The organism is Vannielia sp. SX4 (assembly GCF_052828525.1).
Genome location: NZ_CM128247.1, coordinates 1,207,691 through 1,231,026, shown reverse-complemented (window position 1 = coordinate 1,231,026; position 23,336 = coordinate 1,207,691). Strand labels below are relative to the sequence as shown.

The window sequence follows — 23,336 nt, the reverse complement described above, 5'->3', positions numbered from 1 at the left end:
GCGCCTCAGGCCACGCGTCGCCCGTGGCTCCAGACCGCGCGGATCACCGGCGTGTCGCCGAGCAGCGACACCCGCACCATATCGGCCTTCAGCCCCGGCGCGATCCGCCCCCGGTCGCTGAGGCCCGTGGCGCGGGCTGGGGTGGAGGTGACCGTGGCCACGGCGCGCGGCAGGTCGTCCCACAGCACGGCAAGGCGGAACGCGGAGGTCAGAAGCGCCGACGGCACGTAGTCCGACGAGACGATATCAAGCAGGTCGGCCTCGGCCAGCGCCTGCGCCGCCACGTTGCCCGAGTGCGAGCCACCCCGGATCAGGTTGGGCGCGCCCATCATGACCGCGATCCCGTGGTCATGGCAGGCCCGCGCGGCCTCTTCCGTGGTCGGAAATTCCGCCAGTCGGATGCCATAGCCCGCGGAGGTCGCCACATGGGCCGCGGTGGTGTCGTCATGGCTGGCCAGCACCGCGCCAAAGCGCCCCGCCGCCGCCACCGTGGCCGCCTCATGCGCCTCGCCATAGGTCTCGCGCAGCGCCTTGAGCTGGGTCACATGCTCTTCGAACTCGGCATCTGACAGCCCCCGCTTGCCCTGCACATAGGCACGCAGTTGGTCGATATCGGCAAACTGGCGCTGGCCGGGCGTGTGATCCATCAGGCTGACAATGCCGACCCGGTCATCCGGGCCAAAAGCGTCAAGCTCTTCGGCCAGCGTGGCCGAGCAAACCTCGGCCCGCAGGTGCAGAAAATGGCTGATCCGCAACGCCCCAGCCCCGCGCAGCTGCATCAATTCGCTGGCGAGCCTGCGGGCGTATTCGCCGTAGCCGGTCTTCGCATCCGGAATCGAACCAACCCGCAGTGCATCGAACACCGTGGTGATGCCCACGCTGGCCAACTCGCCGTCATGGGCGAGGATCGCCGCATCATGCGGCCAGTCCACTTGCGGGCGCGGTTGGATATGGCGCTCGAGGTTGTCGGTATGCAATTCGATCAGGCCAGGGATCAGCAGATCGCCGCCCATATCCTCGCCCATTGCTGTCGCGGTGGACACATCGGTGATCTCGCCGCCCTGCATCCGCACGGCACCCTGCACGACCTCACCCTCCAGCACGATCCGGGCATTGGTCAGAACGGTCTCCGCAGGGGCTTGCATATCCATCACGGGGTGGTCTCCTTGAGGTCCAGCGCGGCGAGGAGCTGGGCCACAGCCTCCTCCAGCGCGCCGGAATTGTCGATGGTGGTCACGTCGAGGCCCTCTGGCAGCGGCAGGTTCGCGCGCGCCAACCGCCCTTCGATCTGCGAAGCGCTCTCGCGGCCCCGAGCGGTGAGCCGCGCTCGCAGCACCTCTTCCGAGGCGGTCACATGCAGCACCCGGAGGCCGGGAAAGGCCGCAGCGGCAGCGTCCAGCATGGCGCGCGATCCGTTGAACAGCACGGTCTCGCCCCGCGCCGCCCGCTCGGCAGCCTCACGCGGGATGCCGTAAGAGAGGCCATGCGCTGACCAGCTGAGCGCAAAGGCCCCGTCCGCCCGCAACTGGCGAAAGCTGTCTTCCGTCACCGGGCGATGGTCCTCTCCGGTGGCCGCCGCGCGAGTCACGACCCGGCGCGTCAAGTGAATCTCCGGCCGCGCCGCCTTGGCCGCCGCCATCAGCGTGTCCTTCCCGGCGCCCGAGGGGCCGACGACGGCAAAAATACTCATGCCGCCCTCGCCGGGGTGAACCCCGTCACATCGACCATCCGGTCACAAACCCGGCCCCGCGCCTCCTCGTCGTGGAAGATCCCCACGATCGCCGCGCCCCGCGCCTTGGCCTCCTCGATCAGCGCCAGAACGACCTCACGGTTGGTCGCATCGAGCGAGGCGGTCGGCTCGTCGAGCAATAGCGCTGGGAAGGGGTGCGCGAAGCCGCGGGCAATGTTCACCCGCTGCTGCTCTCCGCCCGAGAATGTGGTGGGCGACAGCCCCCAAAGCGTGCGCGGAATGTTCAACCGTTCAAGCAACTCCTCCGCCCTGCCAAGGGCCTCTTCGCTGCTGCGGCCCAGCGCCAACAGTGGCTCGGCCACCACCTCGCGGGTCGGCACCCGGGGCACCACACGCAGGAACTGGCTGACATAGCCTAGGGTTTCCCGCCGCAACGCCAGCACCTCGCGCGGCTCGGCGCGGGCCACATCCGTTGTGCCAACCATGATACTGCCCGAGGCGGCAAGGTAGTTGCCCCAGATCATCCGCATCAGCGTGCTCTTGCCCGCCCCGCTCTCGCCGGTCAGCGCCACGCATTCGCCCGGCGCCACCTTCAGCGAGGCCCCGCGCATCACTTCGATCACCGCACCCCCCTGATTGTGCAGGGTAAAGCTCTTTGAAACGTCCCTAAGTTCGATCATGTCACACCTGCAAGACTGAGCTGACGAGCAGCTGGGTGTAGGGATGCTGCGGATCGTCGAGCACCTGATCGGTCAGCCCGGTCTCGACCACGCGGCCGGATTTCATCACCATCAGCCGGTGCGCCAGCAGGCGCACCACGGCGAGGTCATGGGTGACGATGAGCGCCGAAAGTCCCATCTCGCGCACGAGGCCACGCAGCAGGTCGAGCAGTCGCGCCTGAACGCTCACATCCAGCCCGCCAGTCGGCTCATCCATGAACACCAGCCGCGGCCCGGTCACGAGGTTGCGGGCGATCTGGAGCCGCTGCTGCATCCCGCCCGAAAAGGCGCGGGGGCGGTCATCTATCCGGTCTTCGGTGATCTCGACCCGGCCCAGCCAGTCAGTCGCCGTCTCGCGGATCTGCCCGTAGTGCCGCGCACCCACCGCCATCAGCCGCTCGCCCACATTGCCCCCCGCGCTGACGCTCATACGCAGCCCGTCGCGCGGGTTCTGATGCACAAAGGCCCAATCGGTCCGCCCCAGCATCCGCCGCTCCGGCTCGCTCATGGTGACCGTATCGCGCGGCCCCTCGGCGCGGGTGTCGAAGGTGACGCTGCCGGTATCGGGCGTCAGATGCCCGGCGAGACAGGAAAGCAGGGTGGATTTGCCAGAGCCGCTCTCGCCCACAATGCCCATCACTTCGCCGGGGTAGAGATCGAAACCCACATCGGTGCAGCCGATGCGCGGCCCGTAGGTCTTGCGGATGCCCTGAACCGAGAGAAGCGGGGTCATGCGGCTGCCTCCTGCCGGGTGGCGCAATGGTCGGTGTCGGAGCAGACATACATCCGGCTGCCCGCGTCATCTGTGATGATCTCGTCGAGATAGGTGTCGGAAGCGCCGCAGAGGGCGCAATCGTGCGGCGCCTTGCCCGCAACGAAGGGATGATCCTCGAAGTCGAGACTCACCACCTGCGTATAGGGCGGGATCGCGTAGATCCGCTGCTCGCGGCCCGCGCCAAAAAGCTGAATCGCCGCCATCTCCATCTTCGGGTTGTCGAACTTGGGGATTGGGCTCGGGTCCATCACGTAACGGCCCACCACCTTCACCGGGTAGGCATAGGCGGTGGCGATCTCGCCGTGGCGGGCAATGTCCTCGTAGAGCTTCACATGCATCAGCCCGTAGTCCTCCAGCGCATGCATCCGCCGCGTCTCGGTCTCGCGCGGCTCCAAAAAGCGCAGCGGCTCTGGGATCGGCACCTGATACACGAGGATCTGCCCCTCGGTCAGCGGCGTCTCGGGGATACGGTGACGGGTCTGGATCACCGTGGCCTCCGCCGTGCGCTCGGTGGTCTCCACCCCCGCCGTCCGCTCGAAGAACTTGCGGATGCTCACCGCGTTCGTCGTGTCATCCGCGCCTTGGTCGATCACCTTGAAGCTGTCTTCGGGGGTTAGGCAGGCCGCACTCACCTGCACGCCGCCGGTGCCCCAACCGTAAGGCATGGGCATCTCGCGGCTGGCGAAGGGCACCTGGTAGCCGGGGATCGCAATGCCCTTCAGGATCGCGCGGCGGATCATCCGCTTGGTCTCTTCGTCGAGATAGGCGAAGTTGTACGCGCTCATTCCGCCGCCTCCTGCTGTTGCCCGGCCATCGCCTCGGCCCGCAGCTTTCGCACCAGCTCCAGCTCGGCCTGAAAATCCACGTAATGCGGCAGCTTGATGTGCTCCAGAAAGCCGGTGGCCTGGATATTGTCGGAATGCGCGATGACGAATTCCTCGTCCTGCGCGGGCGCGCCGAGGTTGTCCTCCCCAAGCTCCTCCCAGCGCAGCGCCCTGTCGACCAGCGCCATCGAGATCGCCTTGCGCTCGGTCTGGCCAAAGACCAGCCCGTACCCACGGGTGAACTGCGGCGGCTCGGTCTTGCTGCCGGTGAACTGGTTGACCGTTTCACACTCGGTCAGCACCACCTCGCCGATCTCCACCGAGAACCCCAACTCGGGGATCTCCATCTCCACCGGCACCGCGCCGATCCGCAGCTCGCCCACGAAAGGATGGTTGCGCCCGTAGCCGCGCTGGGTCGAATAAGCCATCGACAGCACGAAGCCCTCGTCCCCCCGCGTCAGCGCCTGAAGCCGCAGCGGCCGCCCGGCCGGAAATTCCAGCGGCGCGCGGGTGAGGTCGGGCGGGGTCTCGTCGCTGGCCCGCTCCTGCTGGATCAGCCCGTCACGGCCCAGCATCTCGGTCACGCGTGGCATCGGCGCCTCCTCGGCCAGCGCCTCGCGGGCCACAGGCGGCTCGCCCTCGGCGGCGAGGGCAAAGTCGATCAGGCGGTGGGTGTAGTCGAAGGTCGGCCCCAGCACCTGCCCGCCCGGCGCATCCTTGAAGGTCGCGCTGATCCGGCGGTCGCAGGCCATCTCGCCCGTCTCCACAGGCTCCGCCGAGCCGAAGCGCGGCAGCGTGGTGCGATAGGCGCGGATGAGAAAGATCGCCTCGATCAGATCACCCCGCGCCTGCTTGATCGCCAGCGCCGCAAGGTCCGGGTCATAAAGCGAGCCCTCCGCCATCACCCGGTTCACCGCCAGCGCCATCTGCTCGCGGATCTGCGCCACGCTCAGCTCCGGCACCGCCACATCGCCGCGCCGCTCCTCGGCCAGCCAGTCATGCGCGGCATCAATCGCCCGCTCGCCGCCCTTCACCGCAACATACATCGCCTAGCCCTCCACCCGCGTGCTGCGCGGCAGGCCGGCCAGCCGGTCGCCCGCGCAGAAGATGAAATCCACCCCAAGCGGAAACTGCGCCCGATTTGCGGCGAAAGCCTCCACCTCCGGCAGGTTCAACCACGCCTCGCGCTCGATCCCCGGCCCGGTGAGCCTTGCGCTCGCGTTCTCCAGCCGCTCCACCTCCACGATCAGCGTGGCCGAGCGGTCGGGGTACTCCGGCGTGCCCTGCGCAAAGGCCCCGAGAGGCCCCAGCGCCGCCCAGCCGCCAAGCGCAAACATGGCCGCGCCGCGCGCCACCACCGGCGCGCCAGTATGAAAGGCCAGCCACTGCCGCAGCGCCGGGCTGTCAACGTCCTCGGCCAAAAACACCGGGGTCGTGCCGTCGATCAGCGTCAGCGCCACTACCGAGGCGGCCACCGAGAGGCCCGGTGCCTGCGCGCCGGTCACCGCCTCAATCCGTCCGGGCCGGGCCATGGCCTCCAGCACCGCGCGAAAGGCGCGGCTGGCCTCCACCGGCACATCCGCAAAGCCGCCCTCGAGCGCAATCATGCGTCCTCTCCCCTGACCATCGTGAAGAACTCCACCTTCGTGGCCGCCGCCCGGGCCGCGCGGGCCTTCCGCGCCTCCGCCCGGGCCGCAGCCAGCGGGGTCAGCACGAGGCGCCTGACATCGTCCGCCCGCCCCGTCTGCATCAGCGCATCGCAGAGCGCCGCCCGTTCGGCATGGGCCTTGTCGCGGCCTTGCACATAGGCATGCCCCACCTCGCCGCTTTCCAGCTTCAGCGCGCAGCGGGTGACAGTGATCTCACCAAGGTTGAAGGCCGCGCCCGTGCCGCCCATCCGGCCCGGCACCATCACCCCGCCCACCTCCGGTCGGCGCAGCCAGCTGAAGCCGGGCAACGCGCCCAGAGTGTCTACAGCCGCCTCCAGCGCCGCCGGTTTCGCGGTGGCCAGGGTGCCCATCCATGTCTTGCGCTCTTCGCTCATGAGACAACTTGCCGATTTGTCTAGGAATCTATACAACTAGACAAATAATACGCCTGAGTCGCCCTCCGCGTCCAGTGCGCCTTCATGAAACTTCGGTAACAAATGGCCCGCACACCCGTCTGGAAATCCATCGCCGCCACCCTCGAAGGCGAAATCGCCCAAGGTCTCTACCGCGCCGGTGACAAGCTGCCGACCGAGGCCGCGCTCGCCGCCCGTTTCGGGGTGAACCGCCACACCGTGCGCCACGCGCTGGCCGCTCTGGCCGAGGCCGGGGTGGTGCGCTCGCGGCGTGGCTCGGGCGTCTTCGTCGAGGCACCGCCCACCGAGTATCCCATCGGCCGCCGTGTGCGCTTTCACCAGAACATCCGCGCCTCTGGCCGCTTGCCCGAAAAGCGCGTGCTCCGGGTCGAAACCCGCCCGCCGACCGAGGCCGAGGCCACCTCGCTCCGCCTCGCGCCCGATGCGCAGGTGGTGGTCTACGAGGGCCTTTCCCTGTCCTCCGGCAGCCCCATCGCCCATTTCACCTCGACCTTCCCCGCCGCCCGTTTCCCCGGACTCGCCGCGCGGCTGGAGGAGACCAGCTCCGTCACCGAGGCGCTCCGGCTCGAAGGCCTGTCGGATTACATCCGCGCCGAAACCCGCCTCACCGCCGAGCGCGCCAGCGCCACACAGGCCCTGCACCTCGCCGTGCGCGAAGGCGATCCGCTGCTCAAGACCACTGGCCTCAACCGAGATCTCGATGGCAACCCGGTGGAACACGGTGAAACATGGTTCGCCGGCGACCGCGTCGTGCTGACGGTCAACCATGAGGATGCCCCGTAGGGTGCGCATTCATGGCGCACCCCAAGCGCTACTCGTATTTCTCCAGGAACGCCTCGGCACTCAGCCCGCGAAAATCCTCCAGCGCCGCCCGGATCGCGTCATGCGACCAGTCCCACCACGCCAGCGCGATGAGCCGCTCGACCACCGCCTCCGGCTGGCGCCGCCGCAAAAGCCGCGCCGGGTTGCCTGCGACGATCTCATAGGGGCCAACATCCTTCGTCACGATCGCGCCCGCCGCGACCACCGCGCCGTGTCCCACCGTCACCTCGGGCTTCACCATCGCGCCGTGGCCGATCCACGTGTCATGCCCGATCACCGTGCGCCGCGCCCGGCGGGCGGCGAACCACGCGGCATCATCTTCCGCATCCTCCCAGAGCGCCGCCGAGCGATACATGAAGTGGTGCAACGAGGCCCGATCCAGCGGGTGATCCGTCGCGCCGATCCGCACGAAGCTGGCGATATTGGAGAACTTGCCCACGCTCGCATTGGCAATGTCGCAATACCGGTCGCAATAGGCGTAATCGCCAAAGGCCGACCACGCCACCCGGCTGCCCCGCTTCACCTCGCAGAAGCGGCCAAACGTGGAGCCCTCGATATCGCACTCCGCCTCGATGACCGGCTCATGATCAGAGAGTTTCATGGCAAACCCTTGCGCGAGGCCCAGCGCCCTCATTCGCCCTTGATCAACCGCCGGCGGAGCCAGCCCGAGAGGCAGTCCATCAGCATCACCATCAGCACCACGAGCACGATGTAATAGGTGACCTCTTCCCAGTCCTTCTGGGTGATCATCGCCTGCGTCAGCAGCAGCCCGATCCCGCCGCCGGTGATCGCCCCGATGATCGTGGCGCTGCGCGTATTGGACTCCAGATAATAAAGCACCTGGCTCAGCAGAACCGGCGCCACCTGCGGGATCACGCCAAAGCGATAGCGATGCAGCCGCGCCGCACCGGTGCTGGCCACCCCTTCGATCTGCTTCTTGTCCACGTTCTCCAGCGCTTCCGAGAACATCTTGCCGAAACTGCCGGTGTCGGTGAGCAAAATGGCGAGGCTGCCGGTCAGCGGCCCCGGCCCGAAGGCGCGGCTCAGCACGATCGTCCAGATCAGCCCGTCCACCCCGCGCAAGAAGTCGAACACCCGGCGGAAGGCAAAGCGGACGGCGGCAAAGGGCGCAAAGTTCTTGGCCGCCATGAAAGCGATGGGCAGCGAGATGATCGCCGCGCCGAAGGTGCCGAGGAACGCCATCAGCACGGTCTCGAACATCGCCCAAGCCACTGCCGAATGCATCCACATCGGGTTTTGCCAGAAGTCATGCCACGCCCCGGCAATATTGCCCCGCTCCGGGTCGATCTGCGCACCAAACAAGATGCTGCCCAGGCCATGCCCATGATACGGGCTGTCCAGCGTGAAGAAGAACAGCTCCCAGCCGGTGAAATAGCGGTAGGTCTCGCTGCGCGACCGGGTAAAGGTCAGCCGTGCGCCCGGCAGCGTCACCTGAAGCCGAGAGTTCGAGGCAGACACGTAATCGGGGTAAGGCTCGCTGAGGTTCGTCACCACCCGCCGCCCGTCCAGCCGCGCCTCGATGGTCCGCTCGCCCGGGATCACCAGCTCCACCGCATTGCCGGGCAGAAATGTCGCCACCCGGCCCCGGCCAAGGTCGATCACCGTGGTCTCGCCGCTGCCGCTCACCCAATCGGGCCGCTCGCCCTCCGGGTAGGCCCCTTTGCGCTCGCCCTCCACGGCGTAGTTCAGCTCGCCATTGCGGTTGTCGCGGGTCACATGGGTCTTGTAGCTCCACGTGTCCCGCAGAAGGATCTGCGCGTTCTCGGGGCGAGCCCGGTCGATCAGGCCCGGCACGTCGAAAGCAAAGAAGATGTAGATGAAGTAAAGCAGGATCAGCCCCGGCACCGCGAAGGCCAGCAGCTTCTTGCGGGAGATGGCCGTCTCGGCCTCGGCGTATCGTGCGGCAAGGTCCATCAGTGCGCTCCCGGGCCTGCGAGTTTGTGGCGGGCCATGCTGGAGAGCTGGTCGAACAGGACGATGGTGAGAAACAGCAGGATGAAGATCGCCGCCGCTTCATCGAACTTGCCCTGCCCCCAGCTCATGGCGTTCTTCAGCTCGTAGCCAATGCCCCCCGCCCCGACAAAGCCGAGGATAGCGCTGGCGCGGATGTTGATCTCGAAGCGCAGCAGGCCGTAGCTCAGCCAATTGGGCGCCACCTGCGGAATCACCCCCAGCCACATGCGCTGGGTCCAGGTGGCCCCGACAGAGGAAAGGCCCTCCACCGGCTTGAGGTCGGCATTCTCCGCCACCTCCGAGAACAGCTTGCCCAGCGCCCCGGCGGTGTGAAAGGCAATGGCGATCATCGCCGGCACCGGCCCGCCGCCGAGCACAAAGATCAGCATCAGCGCAATCACGATCTCGGGCACCGCCCGCATGATATCCATGGCGCGGCGAAACAGCGGAATGGCGCGGGGCCAGCGGGCAAGACCGCGCGTGGCGAGGAGCGAAAACACCATTGCCGCAACCGCGCCCAGCAGGGTCGAGACGGCGGCAATGTTGATGGTCTCGATCAGCGCCGGAAAATAGCGGGCGATATGCTCGGGCAGCAGGTGCAGCCGCGGAATCGTGTCGGCCACCACATCGGCGGGAAAGTCGAGGATTTGCGGCAGCCCGTTCCAGAACCCGCCCGCATTGCGCTCATCTGCGAGCATGAAGCCCGACACGAGCAACAGCACGAAGATCGCCAGCGTGATCCCGCCATAGAGGCGTCGCTTCTGCACCAGCGCCAGGTAATGCGCGCGGGTGGCCTCCAGCCCCTGCGGGCCATGCTGCGAGATATCTGCCATGGAGCTGCCTTGAAAAAAGAGGTGGCCCCGCCCTTTCGTGGGGCGGGGCCTTTTTGCGGCGGGGCCGCTTAGTTGCTCTTCGCCTGACGGGCGGCGACGATCGACTCATAGGCGGCATGGTCGATCGGGTCGAAGCCGAGGCTCTCGCCAGCGGAGATGTTGTAGGTGCACTCCTGATCCACGTCGTAGAGGCCATCAACCAGCGCGGTCATCTTCACCTTCACCTCGTCGGGCAGCGCGGTGCGCAGCACGATCGGGCCTTCCGGGATCGGCTTGGAGCGCCAGATCTCGACCAGCTCGTTCATGTCGATCAGGCCCGCGTCCACCGCCTTGCGCAGCGCACCGGAGTTGAAGCCGTCTTCCCACTCGCCCTGGCCGTCGGCCCAGGTCACGCCGGCGTCGATGTCCCCGTTGTTCACCGCAACGATGGTCTGCTCGTGGCCGCCGGTGAATTTGACCTCACCGAAATACGCGCCGCTCTCCATGGTGATGCCCTCACCGGCGGTGGGGATCTCGACAGAGGGGATCAGGTAGCCCGAGGTGGAGTTGGGGTCGCCAAAGCCAAAGGTCTTGCCCTGCATATCGGCCAGCGAGGTGATGCCGCTGTCTTTGCGGGCAAAACCGATGGAGTGGTAGCCGTAGGAGCCGTCGAGGTTGATCTTCACCAGCACCGGGGTCACGGCGTCTGCGTCTTGCAGGTGGATGCCGGCATAGGCGGAGGCGCCGAGCCAGGCCATGTCGATGGTGCCGCCGAGCAGGCCCTGCATCACGCCGTTGTAGTCGGCCGGGGCAAACAGCTTCACCGGCACGCCGAGCGCCTCTTCGGTGTAGTTCTTCAGGCATTCATGGTTGTTCAGGCGGTCCTGGGCGTTTTCTCCGCCGAGGATGCCGATGTTGAATTCGGTGATGTCCTGGGCGGTGGCGGCGCCTGCGAGCGCGGTCGTGGCCAGGGCGGCAGCAATCAGGTGTTTCATCTGTCTCTCTCTTTCCGGTTTGGTCTTTGTGCCCCTTGGGTTTGCCGGGGCGGGTTGGAAACTCAGGCGCGCACGGGCGGGCGCGTCATCGCCCCGCGCATCGCGGCTTGCGGGTCGTGGTCACGGATCTCGGTCGAGGTCGCCTCTTCGCTGAAGCTGGCGTCGGCGCCATAGATCTCGCGCGCCATGCCGGTGGTCAGCAACTCGGGTGTGCCATCGAACACGATCCGCCCGTCGCGCATCCCAATCACCCGGTCGCAGTAGCGCCGCGCGGTATCGAGCGTGTGGAGATTGGCGATCACGGTGCGGCCGTCTTCCTCGTGGATGCGGCGCAGCGATTGCATCACCACCTGCGCATTCATCGGGTCGAGCGAGGCGATGGGTTCATCGGCGAGGATGATCTTGGGGTCCTGCATCAGGGCACGGGCGATGGCCACCCGCTGCTGCTGCCCGCCGCTCAGCGCCTCGGCCCGCTTGGGGGCTTGCTCGGAGATGCCGAGCCGGTCGAGGATATCGATTGCGCGGTGGATGTCGTCGCGTGGGTAGAGGTTGAAGAAGGTGGACAGCGTCGAGCGGCGGCCAAGCGTGCCGTGCAGCACGTTCGAGACAACGTCCATCCGCGGCACAAGGTTGAACTGCTGGAAGATCATCGCGCAATCCGCCTGCCACCCCCGGCGGGCCGCGCCGCTGAGCCCCAGCACATCGCGCCCCTCGAAGCGAATCGCGCCTTCGGAGGCATCTGTCAGCCGGTTGAGCATCCGCAGCAGCGTCGACTTGCCTGCGCCCGACCGGCCAATGATGCCGATCATCATCGGCTGGTCCACGGTGAAGCTGGCGGCACTTACGGCCGTGTTTGCGCCAAAGCGCTTGGTCAGCTTGTCGATGACGAGCATGCAGAGCGGTCCCCCGGTTTTTTCGGGGGCAGCTAGCAGGGGCGCCACAAAGGATCTGTGACGTTTGGGTCAAACTTTCATGACAACGCGGCCTCTGCCGAGGCCTTTCGGGAAGTGTAGGTCGGCGAAGGTATCACCCCGCATCGGTCCCTTTCAGGGCCCTCTGCTCAGGCGCTCCGCGCGAATGGCACGGCCTGAGCCTCGGCTTCGCCGAGTTCCTCATCGCCGCCTACGGCGGCTTGGGGCAGAGGCGCCTCCGGCGCCGTGGCGCGGCTTGCGGCCGCGCGGCTCTCGTTGGCCGCGCCTTCCGGCGCGGCGGTGTCGCGCGTGCGGAACCGCGCGGAGAGGTCGAACAGCGTTCTGGCTTCCTCGGTCAGCAATTGGCTGGAGGCAGCGGATTGCTCGAACATCGCCGCGTTATCCTGCGTGGCCCGGTCAAGCTGGGCCACGGCGAGGCTGATCTCGCGCACGCCCGAAGACTGCTCGTTGGCCGCCCCGGCAATCGCCGTGATCTGCTCCGAGACCGAGCTGACCAGTTCGAGGATGCCATCCAGCGCATCGCCCGCCTCGCCCACCTGCGACACCCCCCGGGTGATCCGGTCGCGGGTGGAATTGATGAGATCGTTGATCTCCTTGGCGGCATCGGAGGACCGATGCGCCAGTGAGCGAACTTCCATCGCGACCACGGCAAACCCCCGGCCTTGCTCGCCCGCGCGCGCCGCCTCGACGCCCGCATTGAGGGCCAGCAGGTTGGTCTGAAAGGCAATGTCGTCGATCAGGTCGACGATCTTGGAAATCGCCGCCGAGGAGGCCTCCACCTCGGTCATGGTCTCAACCGCATTGCGCACCGTGCCCTGGCTGGTCACCGCGTTCTCGCGGGTCACCTGCATGATCCGGTCCGCCTCCTTCGCGCGCTCGGCGGTCGAGCCGGCGCTCTCGCTCAGTTCCGTCACCGCGGCAGAAGTCTGCTCGAGGGTCGCGGCACTGCTCTCGGTCCGGCGGGCCAGGTCTTTCGCGGCCGCGCTGATATCCTGCGAGGTGGTCCGGACCGTGCCCGCGCTACCGGCCAGCGCTGTGATGAGGTCTTCCAGCGTTGCCACCGCGGCGTTGAAGTTCTGGCGCAGGCTCTCGTAAGTGCCTACGAATTCGGTGTCGATCGCCACGGTCAGGTCGCCGGCGGCAAGCTGGTCGAGCGCAGCAGCAAGGCGGTCGACGACCTCTTGCTGCTCGGCGGCGCGGGCCTGGCGCTCTTCCTCCGCCGCCGCGCGTATCTTCTCGCGCTCCTCCGCCTCGGCAGCCTCGCGCGCGCGTTCCTCCGCCTCACGGCGGCGCTCGGCCTCGCGAGCCTCGGCCTCACGGACCTGCTTCTCCGCCTCTTCCTTGCGCTGACGCTCCAAATCGCGTGCCTCGCGCTCGCGCTCGGCGGCCTGCATCTCCTCACGCTCGATCATCCCGTCGCGGAACACCTTCAAGGCGCCCGCCATCCGGCCGATCTCGCCGCGGGTCCGCTCGAAGCCCTCCACCGGCGACAGGTCGCCGCGTGAGAGCCGCTCGGTCGCCGCCGTCACCCGCGCCATCGGGCGGAGGATGAGGGCCCATGTCACCACCGGCGCGATGAGCAGCAGAACGAGGCCGGCGATCGCGATCTGCTGAAACTGGCTGCGGGCACGATCCGTCCGGCCCAGAATCGCCTCGCTCCCGCCGACCACTTCGGTCACCGCGCGGCTCGCATTGAGGCGGGCCGCCTCGGAAATGCGCGCAATCGCCTTGCCGGACACCGCCGAGCGCTGCGCGGCGGCGATCTGGCTCTCCAGCATGCTGCGGCGGGCACGCACAACGCCGTCTTCGGGCGAGACGATCCGATGCATCTCGTCAAGAATGGGCACAAGCTGTTCGGGCAGGTCGAACCCTTCGAGCAGGTCGTCCAGATGCTGCAGCGCGCCATCAACCGTGGCCTGCGCGCCCGCAGCCGTGCCGGGATCCTGCGAGGCCACCCCAAGAAGCGCCTGCGCCAGCACCGCTTTGATCGCGATGCCAATCTCGCCAGAGAGCCGCATGCGGTTGACCTGCACGTCCATCAGATGACGGATCGCCGCCTCATTGCCGTTGGCCGCCTCCTGCGCGCGGATGGCGAGGGCAAAGCTCATGTCATCGATGGCGCTGTTCACCGCCGCCGCGCTGGATTGCCGACGCCCGAGAACATCCTGCCTCAGGTTGGGCGCGGCGTAGTCCTTCAAATCCTGCCGCTCCCGGAAGAAGGCCACCACCTCGCGGATCTGGCCCATCTGCTCTGCATCCACGGCGTCCGGCGGCAGTTTGGCAAGCGCCGCGTCGAGCTGGCCAAGGCTCGAACTGGCCAGATCCCCGAGGATCGCCTCGATGAACATGTCCGGCTCGTCCGCCAGCACCAGCGTCAGCCCGGTCAGCAGGTTGATCTCGCCGCGCACCTCCATAAGCGCCACCATCTGCGCAAACTCGCGCTCGACAAGGCCGCCGAGGGTGGTGGTGACCGTTTCCACCGTCTCCTCGCCGCCGATCTGCAGCTCAAAATAGGCATCGTCGGCCATGCTCACCAGCGCCCCATTGGCCTGATCGGACAGGCGGACGAAGGCGGTGATCAGCGAGGTCACCCGCGCCTGCTCGGCAAAGCGCCGCTCCAGCGCGCGCACCATCGCCGCATTGGCCACATCCAGCTCGGCAAGCAGCGGCTCGATCTCGTCCCGCGCGGCGACCGGCAAGGTGCGGGCCGCGGTCTTCAGCGCCACCACGCCATCACTCAAATCCACCCCTGCGGCCTTCAGCGCCTCGGGGTCCTGCGCCAGAAGTACGTCGGTCAGCGCACCCTGCACTTCGCCGGTCCGCGCGGTCACATCCACACTGGCCTCGATGCCCGGCAGGTTCTCTTCGATGAAGGCCTCCAGCCCGTCCGAGAGCGCGCCGAAGACCAGCAGGCCGATCACGATGGCCGCGGTCGTCATCGCGCCCAGCGCCACGAGGATGATCGCGAATTTGGCAGCGATGCTGCCGAAGATGGAGTTGATACGGGTCACGCTGTGTCTCCGCTGCTGGGCAAGGGATGGGGGGCGGGCGAGGCGCACGACCCCGCCCAGTTGAATGCCGGTGGCGTTACGAGCCGCCGCCGCTCACGACCGTTTCAAAGCCGCCGTCCGCCGTGATCCGGGTCAGGAACACCGTATCGAGCCCTTGGTTGTCCCCCGCGCCGTAGGTGAAGGCGAGGCCGCCGAGATCGAAGGTGCCAAGGCCGTTCAGGGCCGCCAGAAAGCGCTCGCGGGTCAGGTCGGGGCCGGCGGCCTCCAGCGCCCGCAGCGCAACGCGGCCGGTCAGGTAGCCTTCGAGCGTGACGAAGCCGGGGTGCGCCGCCGGGTCCATCGCCGTTATCGCCGCCTGATACTCCGCCACGATGGGCAACGAGGCATCCCACGGGAAGGGCACCACCTGGCTGATGATCACCCCCTCGCCCGCATCGCCCAACTCCCCGGCCAGCGCCTCGGAGCCAACGAAGGAGATGTTCACGAAGGTCGGCTCGAACTTCAGCGTCTTCGACAGTCGGATGAACTCGGCAATCGGCTTGTAGGCCCCCACCATCACCACCGCATCCGGCTTGGCCTTGCGGATGTCGAGCAGCGCCGACTTCACCGCCACCGTGTTGCGCGTGTATTTGCCGGTGGCGGCAAGGCTCATCCCGCGCTTCTCCAGCGCGGCGGTCACGCCATCCAGGCCGACCCGGCCAAACCCGTCATCCTGATAGAGGATCGCGATGTTCTTCATGCCCAGCTCGTCCACCAGATGGGCGATCCAGGCCTCGGTCTCGGCGCCATAGGTGGCCCGCACGTTCACCACGTTGGTCAGCTCCGGCGCCCGCAAAAATCCCGCGCCCGTGAAGGGGCCGACATAGGGCATGCCCGCCGCCGTCGCCTCGGGCTGGGTCGCCAGCGCCGTTGGGGTGCCGACCGAGCCGATGAAGCCGATGTGGGCACGCCCCTCGATCACATGGAGCACATGGGCGACCGACCGATCCGGCTCGTAGCCATCATCGAAGGCCTCCAGCATAACCTTGCGGCCATGCACGCCGCCCGCCCGGTTCGCCTCCTCGAAGGCGGCGGTGATCCCCGCCCGCATGCCCTGCCCCAGTGCGGCGGCGGGGCCCTCGAGCGCGGCCACCTGAGCAAAGGTCACGGCATCGGCCTCGACCCCGTCGGCGGCTGCGAGCGGGCTGGCGAGGAGGAGGGCAGCCAGCGGCGCGGCGAATCTGCGGAAGGCTCTCATCTCTGTCTCCATGGCTGGATGATTTCTCCGCCCCCGTAACACCCGCCACCTTAAGGAAGGGTTCACCGGCGCCTAAAATCCGCGCGGATTGCCTTTGCCGCCGCGCCGCGCTACCCCTCTGGCAGGGCAGGCTGCTGCCCAGGCGTCGCCGTGCCCTCTGGGGCAAGCTGAAAGCAGCCTCTGATCTTCGCGTGCCTGACATCCCCAGCGCCGCGTCGGAAGCCGGCGACCACCGACAGCAACCCGGCGCGCCCGAGGATATGTCATGCCCAAAACCCCCGTTCCGCTCACCGTGCCGGACCTCTCTGCCTTTGCCCGCGCCCTTTCCCGCCAGCTGGACCCGCCCCCTGGCCACCAGAGCCTGCTCAACATGCTGGCCCGCGCGTCGGGCTTCCGGAACTACCAGCACCTGACCGCCGCCAACACCGCCCGCGCCCGGCTCGACGCCCCGCCCGAGCCGCCCGCCGATCACGCCCGCGTGGAGCGTGCCCTTGCCCAATGGGATGACGCCGCCCGCCTACGCCAATGGCCCGCCCGCCGCGCGGTGCAGGAGCTTTGCCTCTGGGCGCTCTGGGCCCGCCTGCCCGCCGCGATCACCCTGCACGAGCGCGAGGTGAACGGGGCGCTGAACAAGGCCCACCTATTCGACGATGCCGCGATCCTGCGGCGCTCGCTGATCGGGATGGGCCTGCTCACCCGCAACCCCGACGGCAGCGACTACCGCCGCGCCGAAACCGCACCGCCGCCCGAGGCACTAGCGCTGATCGCGCGGCTCTCGGCGCGGGCGAAACCCGGTTAGCGGTTGCAGCGCGGCGCGGCAGGGCCGACAACGGGGCCAATGAGCAGCGCGCCTCACACCAGCACCGATAGCCCTCCGCCCCGCCGCAAGATCATCGACGGCGGGTTCATCGTGCTGCTCGCCGTCACCCTGCTGGCCGCCGCGCTGGTCACCGCCAAATATGGCGGCGCCCATGCGCTCGCCACCGCCCTCGGGGCGCTCGGCTTCATCGCCGTGCTTCTGCCCAAGGTCGGTGCGGGCCTCTTCGTGGCCGCGGCCATCCCGCTGCTGCTTCCGCGTGAGAAGGTCTCGGCCCTGATCGGGCAAGAGAGCGGCTGGCGCGGACTGCTGCTCGCCTCCGCCGCCGGTGCGCTTCTGCCCGGCGGGCCGGGCATGACCTTTCCGCTCGCCGCAGCACTCTTTGCCGCCGGGGCCGACATCGGCGCAACGCTGGCCTTCGTCACCGGCTGGTCGCTGCTGTCGCTGAACCGTACCCTGATCTGGGAGCTCTCCTTTCTCGACTGGCACCTCGTCGCCCTTCGCATCGCGCTCTGCCTGCCCGCACCGTTGGCGGTGGGTCTGGCCGCGCGCGCGCTGACCCTGCGGCGTAGGAGAGCCGGGCCATGAACATCGTCATCGGCACCGTCCTGCTCTTCGCCCTCGCCGCGCTGACCTGGCACAAGCTGGCCACGCCATCGAGCCGCCGCGCCGCCCTCACCGGCGCGGCCAACCTCGCGGCCTTCACCCTGCCCCGGCTCTTCACCGCCATGATCGGCGCGGCCCTGCTGGCCGAGCTGATGCCCGCCGACCAGATCCGCGCTCTCTTCGGCGCGGGAGCGGGCCTCACCGCACTGCTGCTGGCCACCCTGCTCGGCCCGGTCACACCCGGCGGCGCCTTCGTCAGCTTCGCGCTGGCCGCCGCCGCGCTGAAACTCGGCGCAACCCCCGCCGCGGCGCTCACCTATGTCACCTCGTGGAGCCTCTTCTCGCTGACCAAGCTGCTGGCCTACGAGCTGCCGTTCATGGGTGGCCGCACCATGGCGCTGCGGCTGGCCATCTCGCTGCCCATCCCCCTCATTGTTGGCGCAGTGGCGAGCCTGTTCTAGCCGTCCGCCACCGGCCACCCCGGCCCGCCGCGCCTTGCTCACCCCGGCCCACCTGCTAAAACCGCGCGACCTCGGGAGGAGACCACGCGCATGACACATCCCCACGTTCTGATCGCAGGCGGCGGCATCGGCGGGCTGGCCACGGCGCTGACGCTGCACCAGATCGGCGTGCCCTGCACCGTCTTCGAGAGCACCCGCGAGCTGAAGCCGCTCGGCGTGGGGATCAACCTGCAACCCAATGCGGTGCGAGAACTCTACGATCTCGGCATCGGCGCGGAGCAGCTCGATACCGTCGGCCTGCCTGCCCGTGAATGGGCGCTCGTCGGGCTGAACGGCAAGGAAATCTACGCCGAGCCGCGCGGGCTGGATGCCGGGTACAAATGGCCGCAATACGCCGCCCATCGCGGGCAGCTCCACATGCTGCTGGCCAACACGCTGATCGAGCGGGCAGGCCCCGAGGCCCTGCGCCTCGGCAGCCGCATCACCGGCTACAGCAAGACTGCGAGCGGCGTGACCGCCCATGTCGAGCACACCGACAACACGACCTCCGAGGCCGACGGAACCCTGCTCATCGGCGCCGATGGCATCCACTCCGCCGTGCGCGCGCAAATGCACCCCGGCCAGCCGCCGATCCACTGGGGCGGCGCATTGATGTGGCGCGGCACCACGCTGGCCAAGCCCATCCGCACCGGCTCCTCTTTCATCGGGCTGGGCACCCACCGCCAGCGCATGGTGATCTACCCGATCTCCCACCCCGACCCGCAGACCGGACTCGCCCTCATAAACTGGATCGCCGAGGTCACCTTCGACGAGGCCGAGGCGCGCAAATCCGGCTGGTTCCGCCCCGCCCCGATCTCCGACTTCATCCACCACTTCGAAGACTGGCGCTATGACTGGCTCGATGTGCCCGCCCTGATCTCGGGCGCCGACACAGCATTCGAGAACCCGATGATCGACCGTGACCCGGTCGACACATGGGTCGATGGCCCGGTGGCGCTGATGGGCGATGCCGCCCACGCGATGTATCCCACCGGCTCCAACGGCGCGAGCCAGGCGGTGGTCGATGCCCGCGAGATCAGCGCGGCGATACTGGCCCACGGCGTCACGCCAGAGGCCCTCGACGCCTACAACGCCAAGCTCTGCGGCCCGATCTCCGAGGTGATCCTGCGCAACCGCGGTGCCGGCCCCTTCGGCCTGCTGAACATGGTGAACGATCGCTGCGGCGGCACCTTCGACGAGATCGACGCGGTTATCCCGCCTGCCGAGCGCGCCGAGTTCATGGCCCGCTACCAATCCGCCGCCGGCTTCGCCCGCGACGCGCTCAACGCCGCGCCGCCCACCATCGCCCCCGGCGCCCGACTTGCCTGATCGGCCCCGCCGCCGCCAATTATCGACAATCCGCCTTTGCGCGATGTTGCCCGGCTCCATCGTTGATCGCTCAACTCAGCGCTGCTAGCGTCGCACAAAAGCACAGGCCGCCCGATGAACATCGCTCAGGAAACCCTCTCAGACCGCGCCCATGCCATGCTGCGCGGCGATATCGTCTCCGGCCGCCTCGCCCCCGGATCCCGCCTCCGCATCGCCCAGCTCTCCGAGACATACGGCATCGGTGCCAGCCCGCTACGCGAGGCGCTCTCCAAGCTGACCTCCGAGTTTCTGGTGCTGTTCGAGCCCCAGCGCGGCTTCTCCGTCGCGCCCGTCTCCGCCGACGAGTTGCGCGACATCTCCCGCGTCCGCTGCGAGCTGGAGAGCGAGGCGCTGCACCGCGCCATCGAGGCCGGGGATGATGCATGGGAGGCCGGGATCGTCGCCGCCTATTACGCCCTGAGCAAGGCCGACACCCGCCGCAAGAGCGATCCCTCCGAAGGCTCCGACAGCTGGGAAGACAAGAACCGCACTTTCCACGAGGCCCTTGTCGCCGCCTGCGACAGCCCGTGGCTCAAGCGCCTGCGCAGCCTGATCTACTACCAGCACGAGCGCTACCGCCGGATCTCACTTACCAACCCCGACCCGGCCCGCGACCTTCAGGCCGAGCACGCCGCCATCATGGAGGCCGCCCTCGCCCGGCAGGCCCCCGAGGCGATCCGCCTGTCGAAGGACCACATCGACCGTACCACTCAAGCCGTGCTGAAAGTGCTGCCCGCGTAGGTCGGGACTCGTCCCGACACACCGCAAACCACACGCCTCACAGATATTTCTTGAACCCCACGTGGCTGGCCTCAAACCCCAGCCCCTCGTAAAATCTGTGGCTGTCCACCCGGCTCGCGTTCATCGTCAGCTGCACAAGGCTGCACCCCGCCGCCTTCGCGCGCGCCTCGACATCGGCAAACATCTGTTGCCCCACGCCCTGCCCGCGCATCCGGCTCGCCACCCGCACGCTCTCCACCTGCGCCCGCCGGGCCGCTGCCAGCGAGAGGCCCGAGATGACGGTGAGCTGGTAGGTCGCCACCACCTCCCCGCTCTCTTCGCCCACGATCAGGAGGTTGCCACCCTCAGCGGCCATCGCATCGAACGCGGCATAATAAACTGTAAGATCGGCCTTCTCGCGGCCCTGCCCGAGCATGTCATCCGCCAGCATCGCCACCACGGCCGGCACATCCTCGCGCCGCGCCTCGCGGAAGCTCACGCTCACGCAGGCACCCCGGCGACAGCCTCCATGAAGGCGCGGATCAGGCCCGCATCCTTCACCCCCTTCTCGCGCTCCACGCCAGAAGAGAGATCCACCTGCCGCGCGCCCGTTCGGGCCACCGCCTCGGCCACGTTGCCCGCATGCAGCCCGCCCGCCAGCATCCACGGCACCGGCCAGCGCCGCCCGGCAATGAGCCGCCAGTCAAACGGCAACCCGTTCCCGCCCGGCAATTCGTCGCCCGGCGCAGGCTTGGCGTCCACAAGCAGCATGTCGGCCACGCGGCCATAATCGTCCAGCAGCGGCAAGTCGGCCTCCGTGGCCACGCCCACCGCCTTCATCACAGGCAAGCCGTAGCGGTCGCGCACCTGCTGCACCCGCTCGGCGCTCTCCTTGCCATGAAGCTGGATGATATCCAGCGGCACCGCGCCCACGATCTCGTCGAGCAGCGCGTCACCCGCATCCACCACGAGGCCGACCTTCGCCAGCCCCTCGGGCGCCAGCAGCGCCAGATCACGCGCCTGCGTCGGGCTCACGTAGCGCGGACTCGGCTCGAAAAAGTTCAACCCCACATAGGCCGCCCCGGCTTCCGCCACGGCAGCCATGTCCTCCGGGCGCTTCAGCCCGCAGATCTTTACCCGGATGTCAGCCATCTCAGCCCGCCTTGCGGTCGTCCAGCAGCGCCAGAACCTCGTCCTGCTCCTGCCCGGTCTCCCGCTTCACCGCGTCGAGCTCCTTCTTGGCCCGCCGCGCTTCCTTCGCCTGCCGCGCCGCCTCGGCCCGGTGCTTGTGCTCGCGGAACCACTCCCAGACAAAGCCGATCAGGATGCCCAGCGCGATCATCGCAAAGAGCGAGACGAAGAGTGGCAGCGTGATCTGATAGGGCAGCCCAAGCAGATCGGCCAATTCGCCGGGCAACAGCTTCAGCGTCACCGGCTCACGGTTGGCCAGCGCAAGGGTGATGAGAACAATGGCGAGGAGGGCCAGAAAGCCCCAGCGAAGATAACGGATCATGCGGGCAGATTACTTGCCGTTCAGCCGGTCGCGCAAGAGCTTGCCGGTCTTGAAGAAGGGCACATGCTTCTCTTCCACGTCCACCGCCTCTCCGGTGCGCGGATTGCGGCCCACGCGGGCATCGCGTTTCTTGACCGAGAACGCCCCGAAGCCCCGAAGCTCCACACGGTCGCCGCTGGCCATCGCGCCAATGATCTCTTCGAAGATGGTGTTCACGATCCGCTCGACGTCACGCTGATAGAGATGCGGATTCTCGTCAGCGACTTTCTGAATCAATTCCGATCGGATCATGCTTCCCCCCTAAAGGACGCTTTTTCGGCCACGATTCCATGTCTGGCTTCTGCCCCGACTATAGGCACAAATTTCAGCATCCGAAACGGGGCGATTGCGTCAATTCACGTCTTTTCCGCGCCCATGCTCCATTTTCCGCCTGAAAAACCAAGGCTTTGGCGGCGCAGCATGACCCGCGCACACGTGCCGCAATGCAGCATTGCCCGAATCGGAGGCGGCTAAAATCGCAGCCGTGCGATGCCGTAGAGCGCCAGCGCCAGCATACCCGCGCCGCCCAGAACATAGGGCATCCGCAGCGCCATTTCGCGGCCCAGCCCCGGCTCGGCGAGCGCCACCAGCGCCCCGCCCGCAAGCGCGCCCAGCGGCATCATGCCCCAGCCAAAGAACCGGTAGAGCGCGTTCACCCGGCCCAGCAGCGCATCGGGAATGATCCGCTGCCGCCAGCTCACCGTGACGATGTTCCACAGCATCGCGGCCACCGCCTCCAGCACCAGCGCCAGCCCGGCCAGCAGCGGCGAGGCGCCAAGCCCGAGCATGAAAAACGGTAGCGGCATCAGGCAAAGCGCCAGCCGCACCGTGGCCGTCGCCCCGAAGCGCGCGCTGACTCGCGGCCCGAGCACTCCGCCCAGCACAGCCCCGCCCGCGCCCACCGCCAGCAGCACCCCATGTCCCGCCGCCGACAGCCCGAGAATCTCTTGGCTGAAGAGCACCAGCACCGTGAGAGACGCCATGTGGACAAAATTGATCAGCCCCAGCATCACCGCCAGCCGGAAGAGCAGCGCCTGCCCGCGCAGCCAGCGCCAGCCCTCCCCCAACTCCTCCCAGAATCGCCGCCGCACCGGCGCCACCCGCCGCGGCACAGAGATCGCCCACACGAGCCAAGCGGCCAGCGCGAATGTCACCGCATCGAGCAAAAATGGCGCAGGCACCGCCCAGGCAATGAGCAGCCCTGCCAGCGGCGGCCCCACGAAATGCCCGGCCACCTGCTCGGCACTCCAGAGTTGCCCGTTCGCCGCCTCCAGATCGCCCGGCTCCACCACGGCAGGTAAAAAGGTCTGCGCCGCGTTGTCCCGCACCACCTCCGCGCTGCCGAGCAAAAACGCCAGCCCCGCCAGCGCCATCACCGGCAAGGCGCCGCCGCCCTCGGGCATCCTCAGCGCCAGCGCCACGATTCCCATCGTCAGCAGCACCCGGAGCACATCGGCCCGCACCATCAGCGCCCGCCGGTCCGACCGGTCCACCACCGCCCCCGCCGGGATCGCAAACAGCATCCACGGCAGCGAGCCCGCGAAGGGCACCAGCGCGATCAGCAGCGGGTCGCGGGTCAGCAGCGTCGCCAGCCACGGCACCGCCAGTGCCGAGACCCCGTCTCCGAGGTTCGAAACCGAGGTGGCAGAAAACAGCAGGCGGAAATTTCGGTTGCGGGCCAGAAGCATGGCGCCAGCCAGCCATGAAACTGCCCGAGCCGCAAGCCTTGCCGCAAACCCGCCGCGCCGCTACACAGCCCCCATCAATGGAGATTTGATGCACTGATGGTTCTGTCGGCACCCCGCTGAGGTGCCACCCCGGGCACCCGCCCACGCGCAGCCCGCCCTCCCGGCGGCCGCTGGCCCTGTGCCTCCATGACACCCAAAATCACGGGATCAA

Annotated in this window: 26 protein-coding genes; 6 read left to right on the top strand and 20 right to left on the bottom strand. The window is 67.9% G+C overall.

Annotated elements, in window-relative coordinates; genetic code table 11:
- Positions 1 to 5: 5 nt before the first annotated feature.
- From ACUXVX_RS06210 to phnG, 8 genes are read right to left on the bottom strand one after another with little or no spacing between them, the layout of a single operon-like run.
- Positions 6 to 1,151 carry an alpha-D-ribose 1-methylphosphonate 5-triphosphate diphosphatase gene (locus tag ACUXVX_RS06210; RefSeq protein WP_446310828.1) on the bottom strand — a complete coding sequence of 382 codons (1,146 nt, stop codon included), beginning with the start codon at positions 1,149 to 1,151 and terminating at the stop codon, positions 6 to 8.
- Positions 1,151 to 1,690 carry a phosphonate metabolism protein/1,5-bisphosphokinase (PRPP-forming) PhnN gene (gene phnN, locus ACUXVX_RS06205; protein ID WP_446310827.1) on the bottom strand — a complete coding sequence of 180 codons (540 nt, stop codon included), beginning with the start codon at positions 1,688 to 1,690 and terminating at the stop codon, positions 1,151 to 1,153. Before phnN ends, ACUXVX_RS06210 begins: the two co-directional genes overlap by 1 nt.
- Positions 1,687 to 2,370 carry a phosphonate C-P lyase system protein PhnL gene (gene phnL, locus ACUXVX_RS06200; protein WP_446310826.1) on the bottom strand — a complete coding sequence of 228 codons (684 nt, stop codon included), beginning with the start codon at positions 2,368 to 2,370 and terminating at the stop codon, positions 1,687 to 1,689. Before phnL ends, phnN begins: the two co-directional genes overlap by 4 nt.
- Position 2,371: 1 nt before the next feature.
- Entirely contained in the window at positions 2,372 to 3,142 is a 771-nt protein-coding gene (gene phnK / locus ACUXVX_RS06195) for a phosphonate C-P lyase system protein PhnK (RefSeq protein ID WP_446310825.1), read from the bottom strand.
- The gene (locus ACUXVX_RS06190) at positions 3,139 to 3,969 is read right to left on the bottom strand and encodes an alpha-D-ribose 1-methylphosphonate 5-phosphate C-P-lyase PhnJ (protein ID WP_446310824.1); all 831 of its coding nucleotides are present in this window, start codon (positions 3,967 to 3,969) and stop codon (positions 3,139 to 3,141) included. The genes phnK and ACUXVX_RS06190 overlap by 4 nt, the downstream gene beginning before the upstream one ends.
- On the bottom strand, positions 3,966 to 5,054 hold the full coding sequence (locus ACUXVX_RS06185) for a carbon-phosphorus lyase complex subunit PhnI (protein WP_446310823.1): 1,089 nt from the start codon (positions 5,052 to 5,054) through the stop codon (positions 3,966 to 3,968). Before ACUXVX_RS06185 ends, ACUXVX_RS06190 begins: the two co-directional genes overlap by 4 nt.
- Before the next feature lie 3 nt (positions 5,055 to 5,057).
- Entirely contained in the window at positions 5,058 to 5,615 is a 558-nt protein-coding gene (phnH, locus tag ACUXVX_RS06180; protein ID WP_446310822.1) for a phosphonate C-P lyase system protein PhnH, read from the bottom strand.
- Entirely contained in the window at positions 5,612 to 6,052 is a 441-nt protein-coding gene (phnG, locus tag ACUXVX_RS06175; protein WP_446310821.1) for a phosphonate C-P lyase system protein PhnG, read from the bottom strand. Before phnG ends, phnH begins: the two co-directional genes overlap by 4 nt.
- Before the next feature lie 102 nt (positions 6,053 to 6,154).
- Here phnG and phnF point away from each other — a divergent pair, with 102 nt between their 5' ends.
- Positions 6,155 to 6,874 (top strand): phosphonate metabolism transcriptional regulator PhnF, encoded by a 720-nt coding sequence (gene phnF, locus ACUXVX_RS06170; RefSeq protein ID WP_446310820.1) that lies wholly within the window; start codon positions 6,155 to 6,157, stop codon positions 6,872 to 6,874.
- Between the two features lie 28 nt (positions 6,875 to 6,902).
- Here the strand turns inward: phnF and ACUXVX_RS06165 are convergent, their stop codons facing one another.
- From ACUXVX_RS06165 to ACUXVX_RS06135, 7 genes are all read right to left on the bottom strand, one after another.
- A complete protein-coding gene (locus ACUXVX_RS06165) occupies positions 6,903 to 7,514 on the bottom strand; it encodes a chloramphenicol acetyltransferase (RefSeq protein ID WP_446310819.1) in 612 nt (203 codons plus the stop codon).
- A gap of 29 nt (positions 7,515 to 7,543) precedes the next feature.
- Positions 7,544 to 8,848 carry a phosphonate ABC transporter, permease protein PhnE gene (gene phnE / locus ACUXVX_RS06160; RefSeq protein WP_446310818.1) on the bottom strand — a complete coding sequence of 435 codons (1,305 nt, stop codon included), beginning with the start codon at positions 8,846 to 8,848 and terminating at the stop codon, positions 7,544 to 7,546.
- Complete coding sequence (phnE, locus tag ACUXVX_RS06155; protein ID WP_446310817.1) at positions 8,848 to 9,720, bottom strand: phosphonate ABC transporter, permease protein PhnE; 873 nt, start codon at positions 9,718 to 9,720, stop codon at positions 8,848 to 8,850. The genes phnE (ACUXVX_RS06160) and phnE (ACUXVX_RS06155) overlap by 1 nt, the downstream gene beginning before the upstream one ends.
- Positions 9,721 to 9,788: 68 nt before the next feature.
- Positions 9,789 to 10,694, bottom strand: a complete 906-nt coding sequence (phnD, locus tag ACUXVX_RS06150) for a phosphonate ABC transporter substrate-binding protein (protein WP_446310816.1) — start codon at positions 10,692 to 10,694, stop codon at positions 9,789 to 9,791.
- Positions 10,695 to 10,756: 62 nt separating this feature from the next.
- Complete coding sequence (gene phnC, locus ACUXVX_RS06145; RefSeq protein ID WP_446310815.1) at positions 10,757 to 11,587, bottom strand: phosphonate ABC transporter ATP-binding protein; 831 nt, start codon at positions 11,585 to 11,587, stop codon at positions 10,757 to 10,759.
- 167 nt (positions 11,588 to 11,754) lie between these two features.
- The gene (locus tag ACUXVX_RS06140; protein WP_446310814.1) at positions 11,755 to 14,637 is read right to left on the bottom strand and encodes a methyl-accepting chemotaxis protein; all 2,883 of its coding nucleotides are present in this window, start codon (positions 14,635 to 14,637) and stop codon (positions 11,755 to 11,757) included.
- Between the two features lie 76 nt (positions 14,638 to 14,713).
- A complete protein-coding gene (locus tag ACUXVX_RS06135) occupies positions 14,714 to 15,874 on the bottom strand; it encodes an ABC transporter substrate-binding protein (RefSeq protein ID WP_446310813.1) in 1,161 nt (386 codons plus the stop codon).
- 265 nt (positions 15,875 to 16,139) lie between these two features.
- Here ACUXVX_RS06135 and ACUXVX_RS06130 point away from each other — a divergent pair, with 265 nt between their 5' ends.
- The 5 genes from ACUXVX_RS06130 (at position 16,140) to ACUXVX_RS06110 (ending at position 19,906) form a co-directional block, all read left to right on the top strand.
- Entirely contained in the window at positions 16,140 to 16,673 is a 534-nt protein-coding gene (locus ACUXVX_RS06130) for a DUF2087 domain-containing protein (protein ID WP_446310812.1), read from the top strand.
- Positions 16,674 to 16,712: 39 nt separating this feature from the next.
- Positions 16,713 to 17,279, top strand: coding sequence for a permease (locus tag ACUXVX_RS06125; RefSeq protein ID WP_446310811.1), 567 nt, complete (start codon positions 16,713 to 16,715; stop codon positions 17,277 to 17,279).
- Complete coding sequence (locus tag ACUXVX_RS06120; protein WP_446310810.1) at positions 17,276 to 17,758, top strand: hypothetical protein; 483 nt, start codon at positions 17,276 to 17,278, stop codon at positions 17,756 to 17,758. Before ACUXVX_RS06125 ends, ACUXVX_RS06120 begins: the two co-directional genes overlap by 4 nt.
- A gap of 90 nt (positions 17,759 to 17,848) precedes the next feature.
- On the top strand, positions 17,849 to 19,126 hold the full coding sequence (locus ACUXVX_RS06115) for a flavin-dependent oxidoreductase (RefSeq protein ID WP_446310809.1): 1,278 nt from the start codon (positions 17,849 to 17,851) through the stop codon (positions 19,124 to 19,126).
- 114 nt (positions 19,127 to 19,240) lie between these two features.
- Entirely contained in the window at positions 19,241 to 19,906 is a 666-nt protein-coding gene (locus tag ACUXVX_RS06110) for a GntR family transcriptional regulator (RefSeq protein ID WP_446310808.1), read from the top strand.
- Between the two features lie 37 nt (positions 19,907 to 19,943).
- On the opposite strand, the gene ACUXVX_RS06105 is transcribed toward ACUXVX_RS06110, so the two are convergent.
- From ACUXVX_RS06105 to ACUXVX_RS06085, 5 genes are all read right to left on the bottom strand, one after another.
- Complete coding sequence (locus tag ACUXVX_RS06105) at positions 19,944 to 20,336, bottom strand: N-acetyltransferase family protein (RefSeq protein ID WP_446311513.1); 393 nt, start codon at positions 20,334 to 20,336, stop codon at positions 19,944 to 19,946.
- A gap of 50 nt (positions 20,337 to 20,386) precedes the next feature.
- Positions 20,387 to 21,037, bottom strand: a complete 651-nt coding sequence (locus ACUXVX_RS06100; protein WP_446310807.1) for a phosphoribosylanthranilate isomerase — start codon at positions 21,035 to 21,037, stop codon at positions 20,387 to 20,389.
- Between the two features lies 1 nt (position 21,038).
- On the bottom strand, positions 21,039 to 21,398 hold the full coding sequence (locus ACUXVX_RS06095; RefSeq protein WP_261384517.1) for a LapA family protein: 360 nt from the start codon (positions 21,396 to 21,398) through the stop codon (positions 21,039 to 21,041).
- A 9-nt stretch (positions 21,399 to 21,407) separates the two neighbouring features.
- Positions 21,408 to 21,689, bottom strand: a complete 282-nt coding sequence (gene ihfB / locus ACUXVX_RS06090; RefSeq protein ID WP_222470389.1) for an integration host factor subunit beta — start codon at positions 21,687 to 21,689, stop codon at positions 21,408 to 21,410.
- Positions 21,690 to 21,907: 218 nt separating this feature from the next.
- Positions 21,908 to 23,125: an MFS transporter gene (locus ACUXVX_RS06085; protein WP_446310806.1), complete on the bottom strand. Its 1,218-nt coding sequence runs from the start codon at positions 23,123 to 23,125 to the stop codon at positions 21,908 to 21,910.
- Positions 23,126 to 23,336: the final 211 nt, after the last annotated feature.

Bases quoted from the DNA above. Each gene is read 5' to 3' on its own strand.
- ACUXVX_RS06210 (WP_446310828.1), bottom strand. From the start codon at position 1,151: ATGGATATGCAAGCCCCTGCGGAGACCGTTCTGACCAATGCCCGGATC.
- phnE (WP_446310817.1), bottom strand. From the start codon at position 9,720: ATGGCAGATATCTCGCAGCATGGCCCGCAGGGGCTGGAGGCCACCCGC.
- ACUXVX_RS06120 (WP_446310810.1), top strand. From the start codon at position 17,276: ATGAACATCGTCATCGGCACCGTCCTGCTCTTCGCCCTCGCCGCGCTG.
- ACUXVX_RS06135 (WP_446310813.1), bottom strand. From the start codon at position 15,874: ATGAGAGCCTTCCGCAGATTCGCCGCGCCGCTGGCTGCCCTCCTCCTC.
- phnH (WP_446310822.1), bottom strand. From the start codon at position 5,615: ATGATTGCGCTCGAGGGCGGCTTTGCGGATGTGCCGGTGGAGGCCAGC.
- phnG (WP_446310821.1), bottom strand. From the start codon at position 6,052: ATGAGCGAAGAGCGCAAGACATGGATGGGCACCCTGGCCACCGCGAAA.
- ACUXVX_RS06125 (WP_446310811.1), top strand. From the start codon at position 16,713: ATGAGCAGCGCGCCTCACACCAGCACCGATAGCCCTCCGCCCCGCCGC.
- ACUXVX_RS06110 (WP_446310808.1), top strand. From the start codon at position 19,241: ATGAACATCGCTCAGGAAACCCTCTCAGACCGCGCCCATGCCATGCTG.
- phnL (WP_446310826.1), bottom strand. From the start codon at position 2,370: ATGATCGAACTTAGGGACGTTTCAAAGAGCTTTACCCTGCACAATCAG.
- ACUXVX_RS06085 (WP_446310806.1), bottom strand. From the start codon at position 23,125: ATGCTTCTGGCCCGCAACCGAAATTTCCGCCTGCTGTTTTCTGCCACC.
- phnK (WP_446310825.1), bottom strand. From the start codon at position 3,142: ATGACCCCGCTTCTCTCGGTTCAGGGCATCCGCAAGACCTACGGGCCG.
- phnD (WP_446310816.1), bottom strand. From the start codon at position 10,694: ATGAAACACCTGATTGCTGCCGCCCTGGCCACGACCGCGCTCGCAGGC.
- ihfB (WP_222470389.1), bottom strand. From the start codon at position 21,689: ATGATCCGATCGGAATTGATTCAGAAAGTCGCTGACGAGAATCCGCAT.
- phnC (WP_446310815.1), bottom strand. From the start codon at position 11,587: ATGCTCGTCATCGACAAGCTGACCAAGCGCTTTGGCGCAAACACGGCC.
- ACUXVX_RS06185 (WP_446310823.1), bottom strand. From the start codon at position 5,054: ATGTATGTTGCGGTGAAGGGCGGCGAGCGGGCGATTGATGCCGCGCAT.
- ACUXVX_RS06165 (WP_446310819.1), bottom strand. From the start codon at position 7,514: ATGAAACTCTCTGATCATGAGCCGGTCATCGAGGCGGAGTGCGATATC.
- phnF (WP_446310820.1), top strand. From the start codon at position 6,155: ATGGCCCGCACACCCGTCTGGAAATCCATCGCCGCCACCCTCGAAGGC.
- phnE (WP_446310818.1), bottom strand. From the start codon at position 8,848: ATGGACCTTGCCGCACGATACGCCGAGGCCGAGACGGCCATCTCCCGC.
- ACUXVX_RS06190 (WP_446310824.1), bottom strand. From the start codon at position 3,969: ATGAGCGCGTACAACTTCGCCTATCTCGACGAAGAGACCAAGCGGATG.
- phnN (WP_446310827.1), bottom strand. From the start codon at position 1,690: ATGAGTATTTTTGCCGTCGTCGGCCCCTCGGGCGCCGGGAAGGACACG.
- ACUXVX_RS06095 (WP_261384517.1), bottom strand. From the start codon at position 21,398: ATGATCCGTTATCTTCGCTGGGGCTTTCTGGCCCTCCTCGCCATTGTT.
- ACUXVX_RS06130 (WP_446310812.1), top strand. From the start codon at position 16,140: ATGCCCAAAACCCCCGTTCCGCTCACCGTGCCGGACCTCTCTGCCTTT.
- ACUXVX_RS06105 (WP_446311513.1), bottom strand. From the start codon at position 20,336: ATGCTGGCGGATGACATGCTCGGGCAGGGCCGCGAGAAGGCCGATCTT.
- ACUXVX_RS06100 (WP_446310807.1), bottom strand. From the start codon at position 21,037: ATGGCTGACATCCGGGTAAAGATCTGCGGGCTGAAGCGCCCGGAGGAC.
- ACUXVX_RS06115 (WP_446310809.1), top strand. From the start codon at position 17,849: ATGACACATCCCCACGTTCTGATCGCAGGCGGCGGCATCGGCGGGCTG.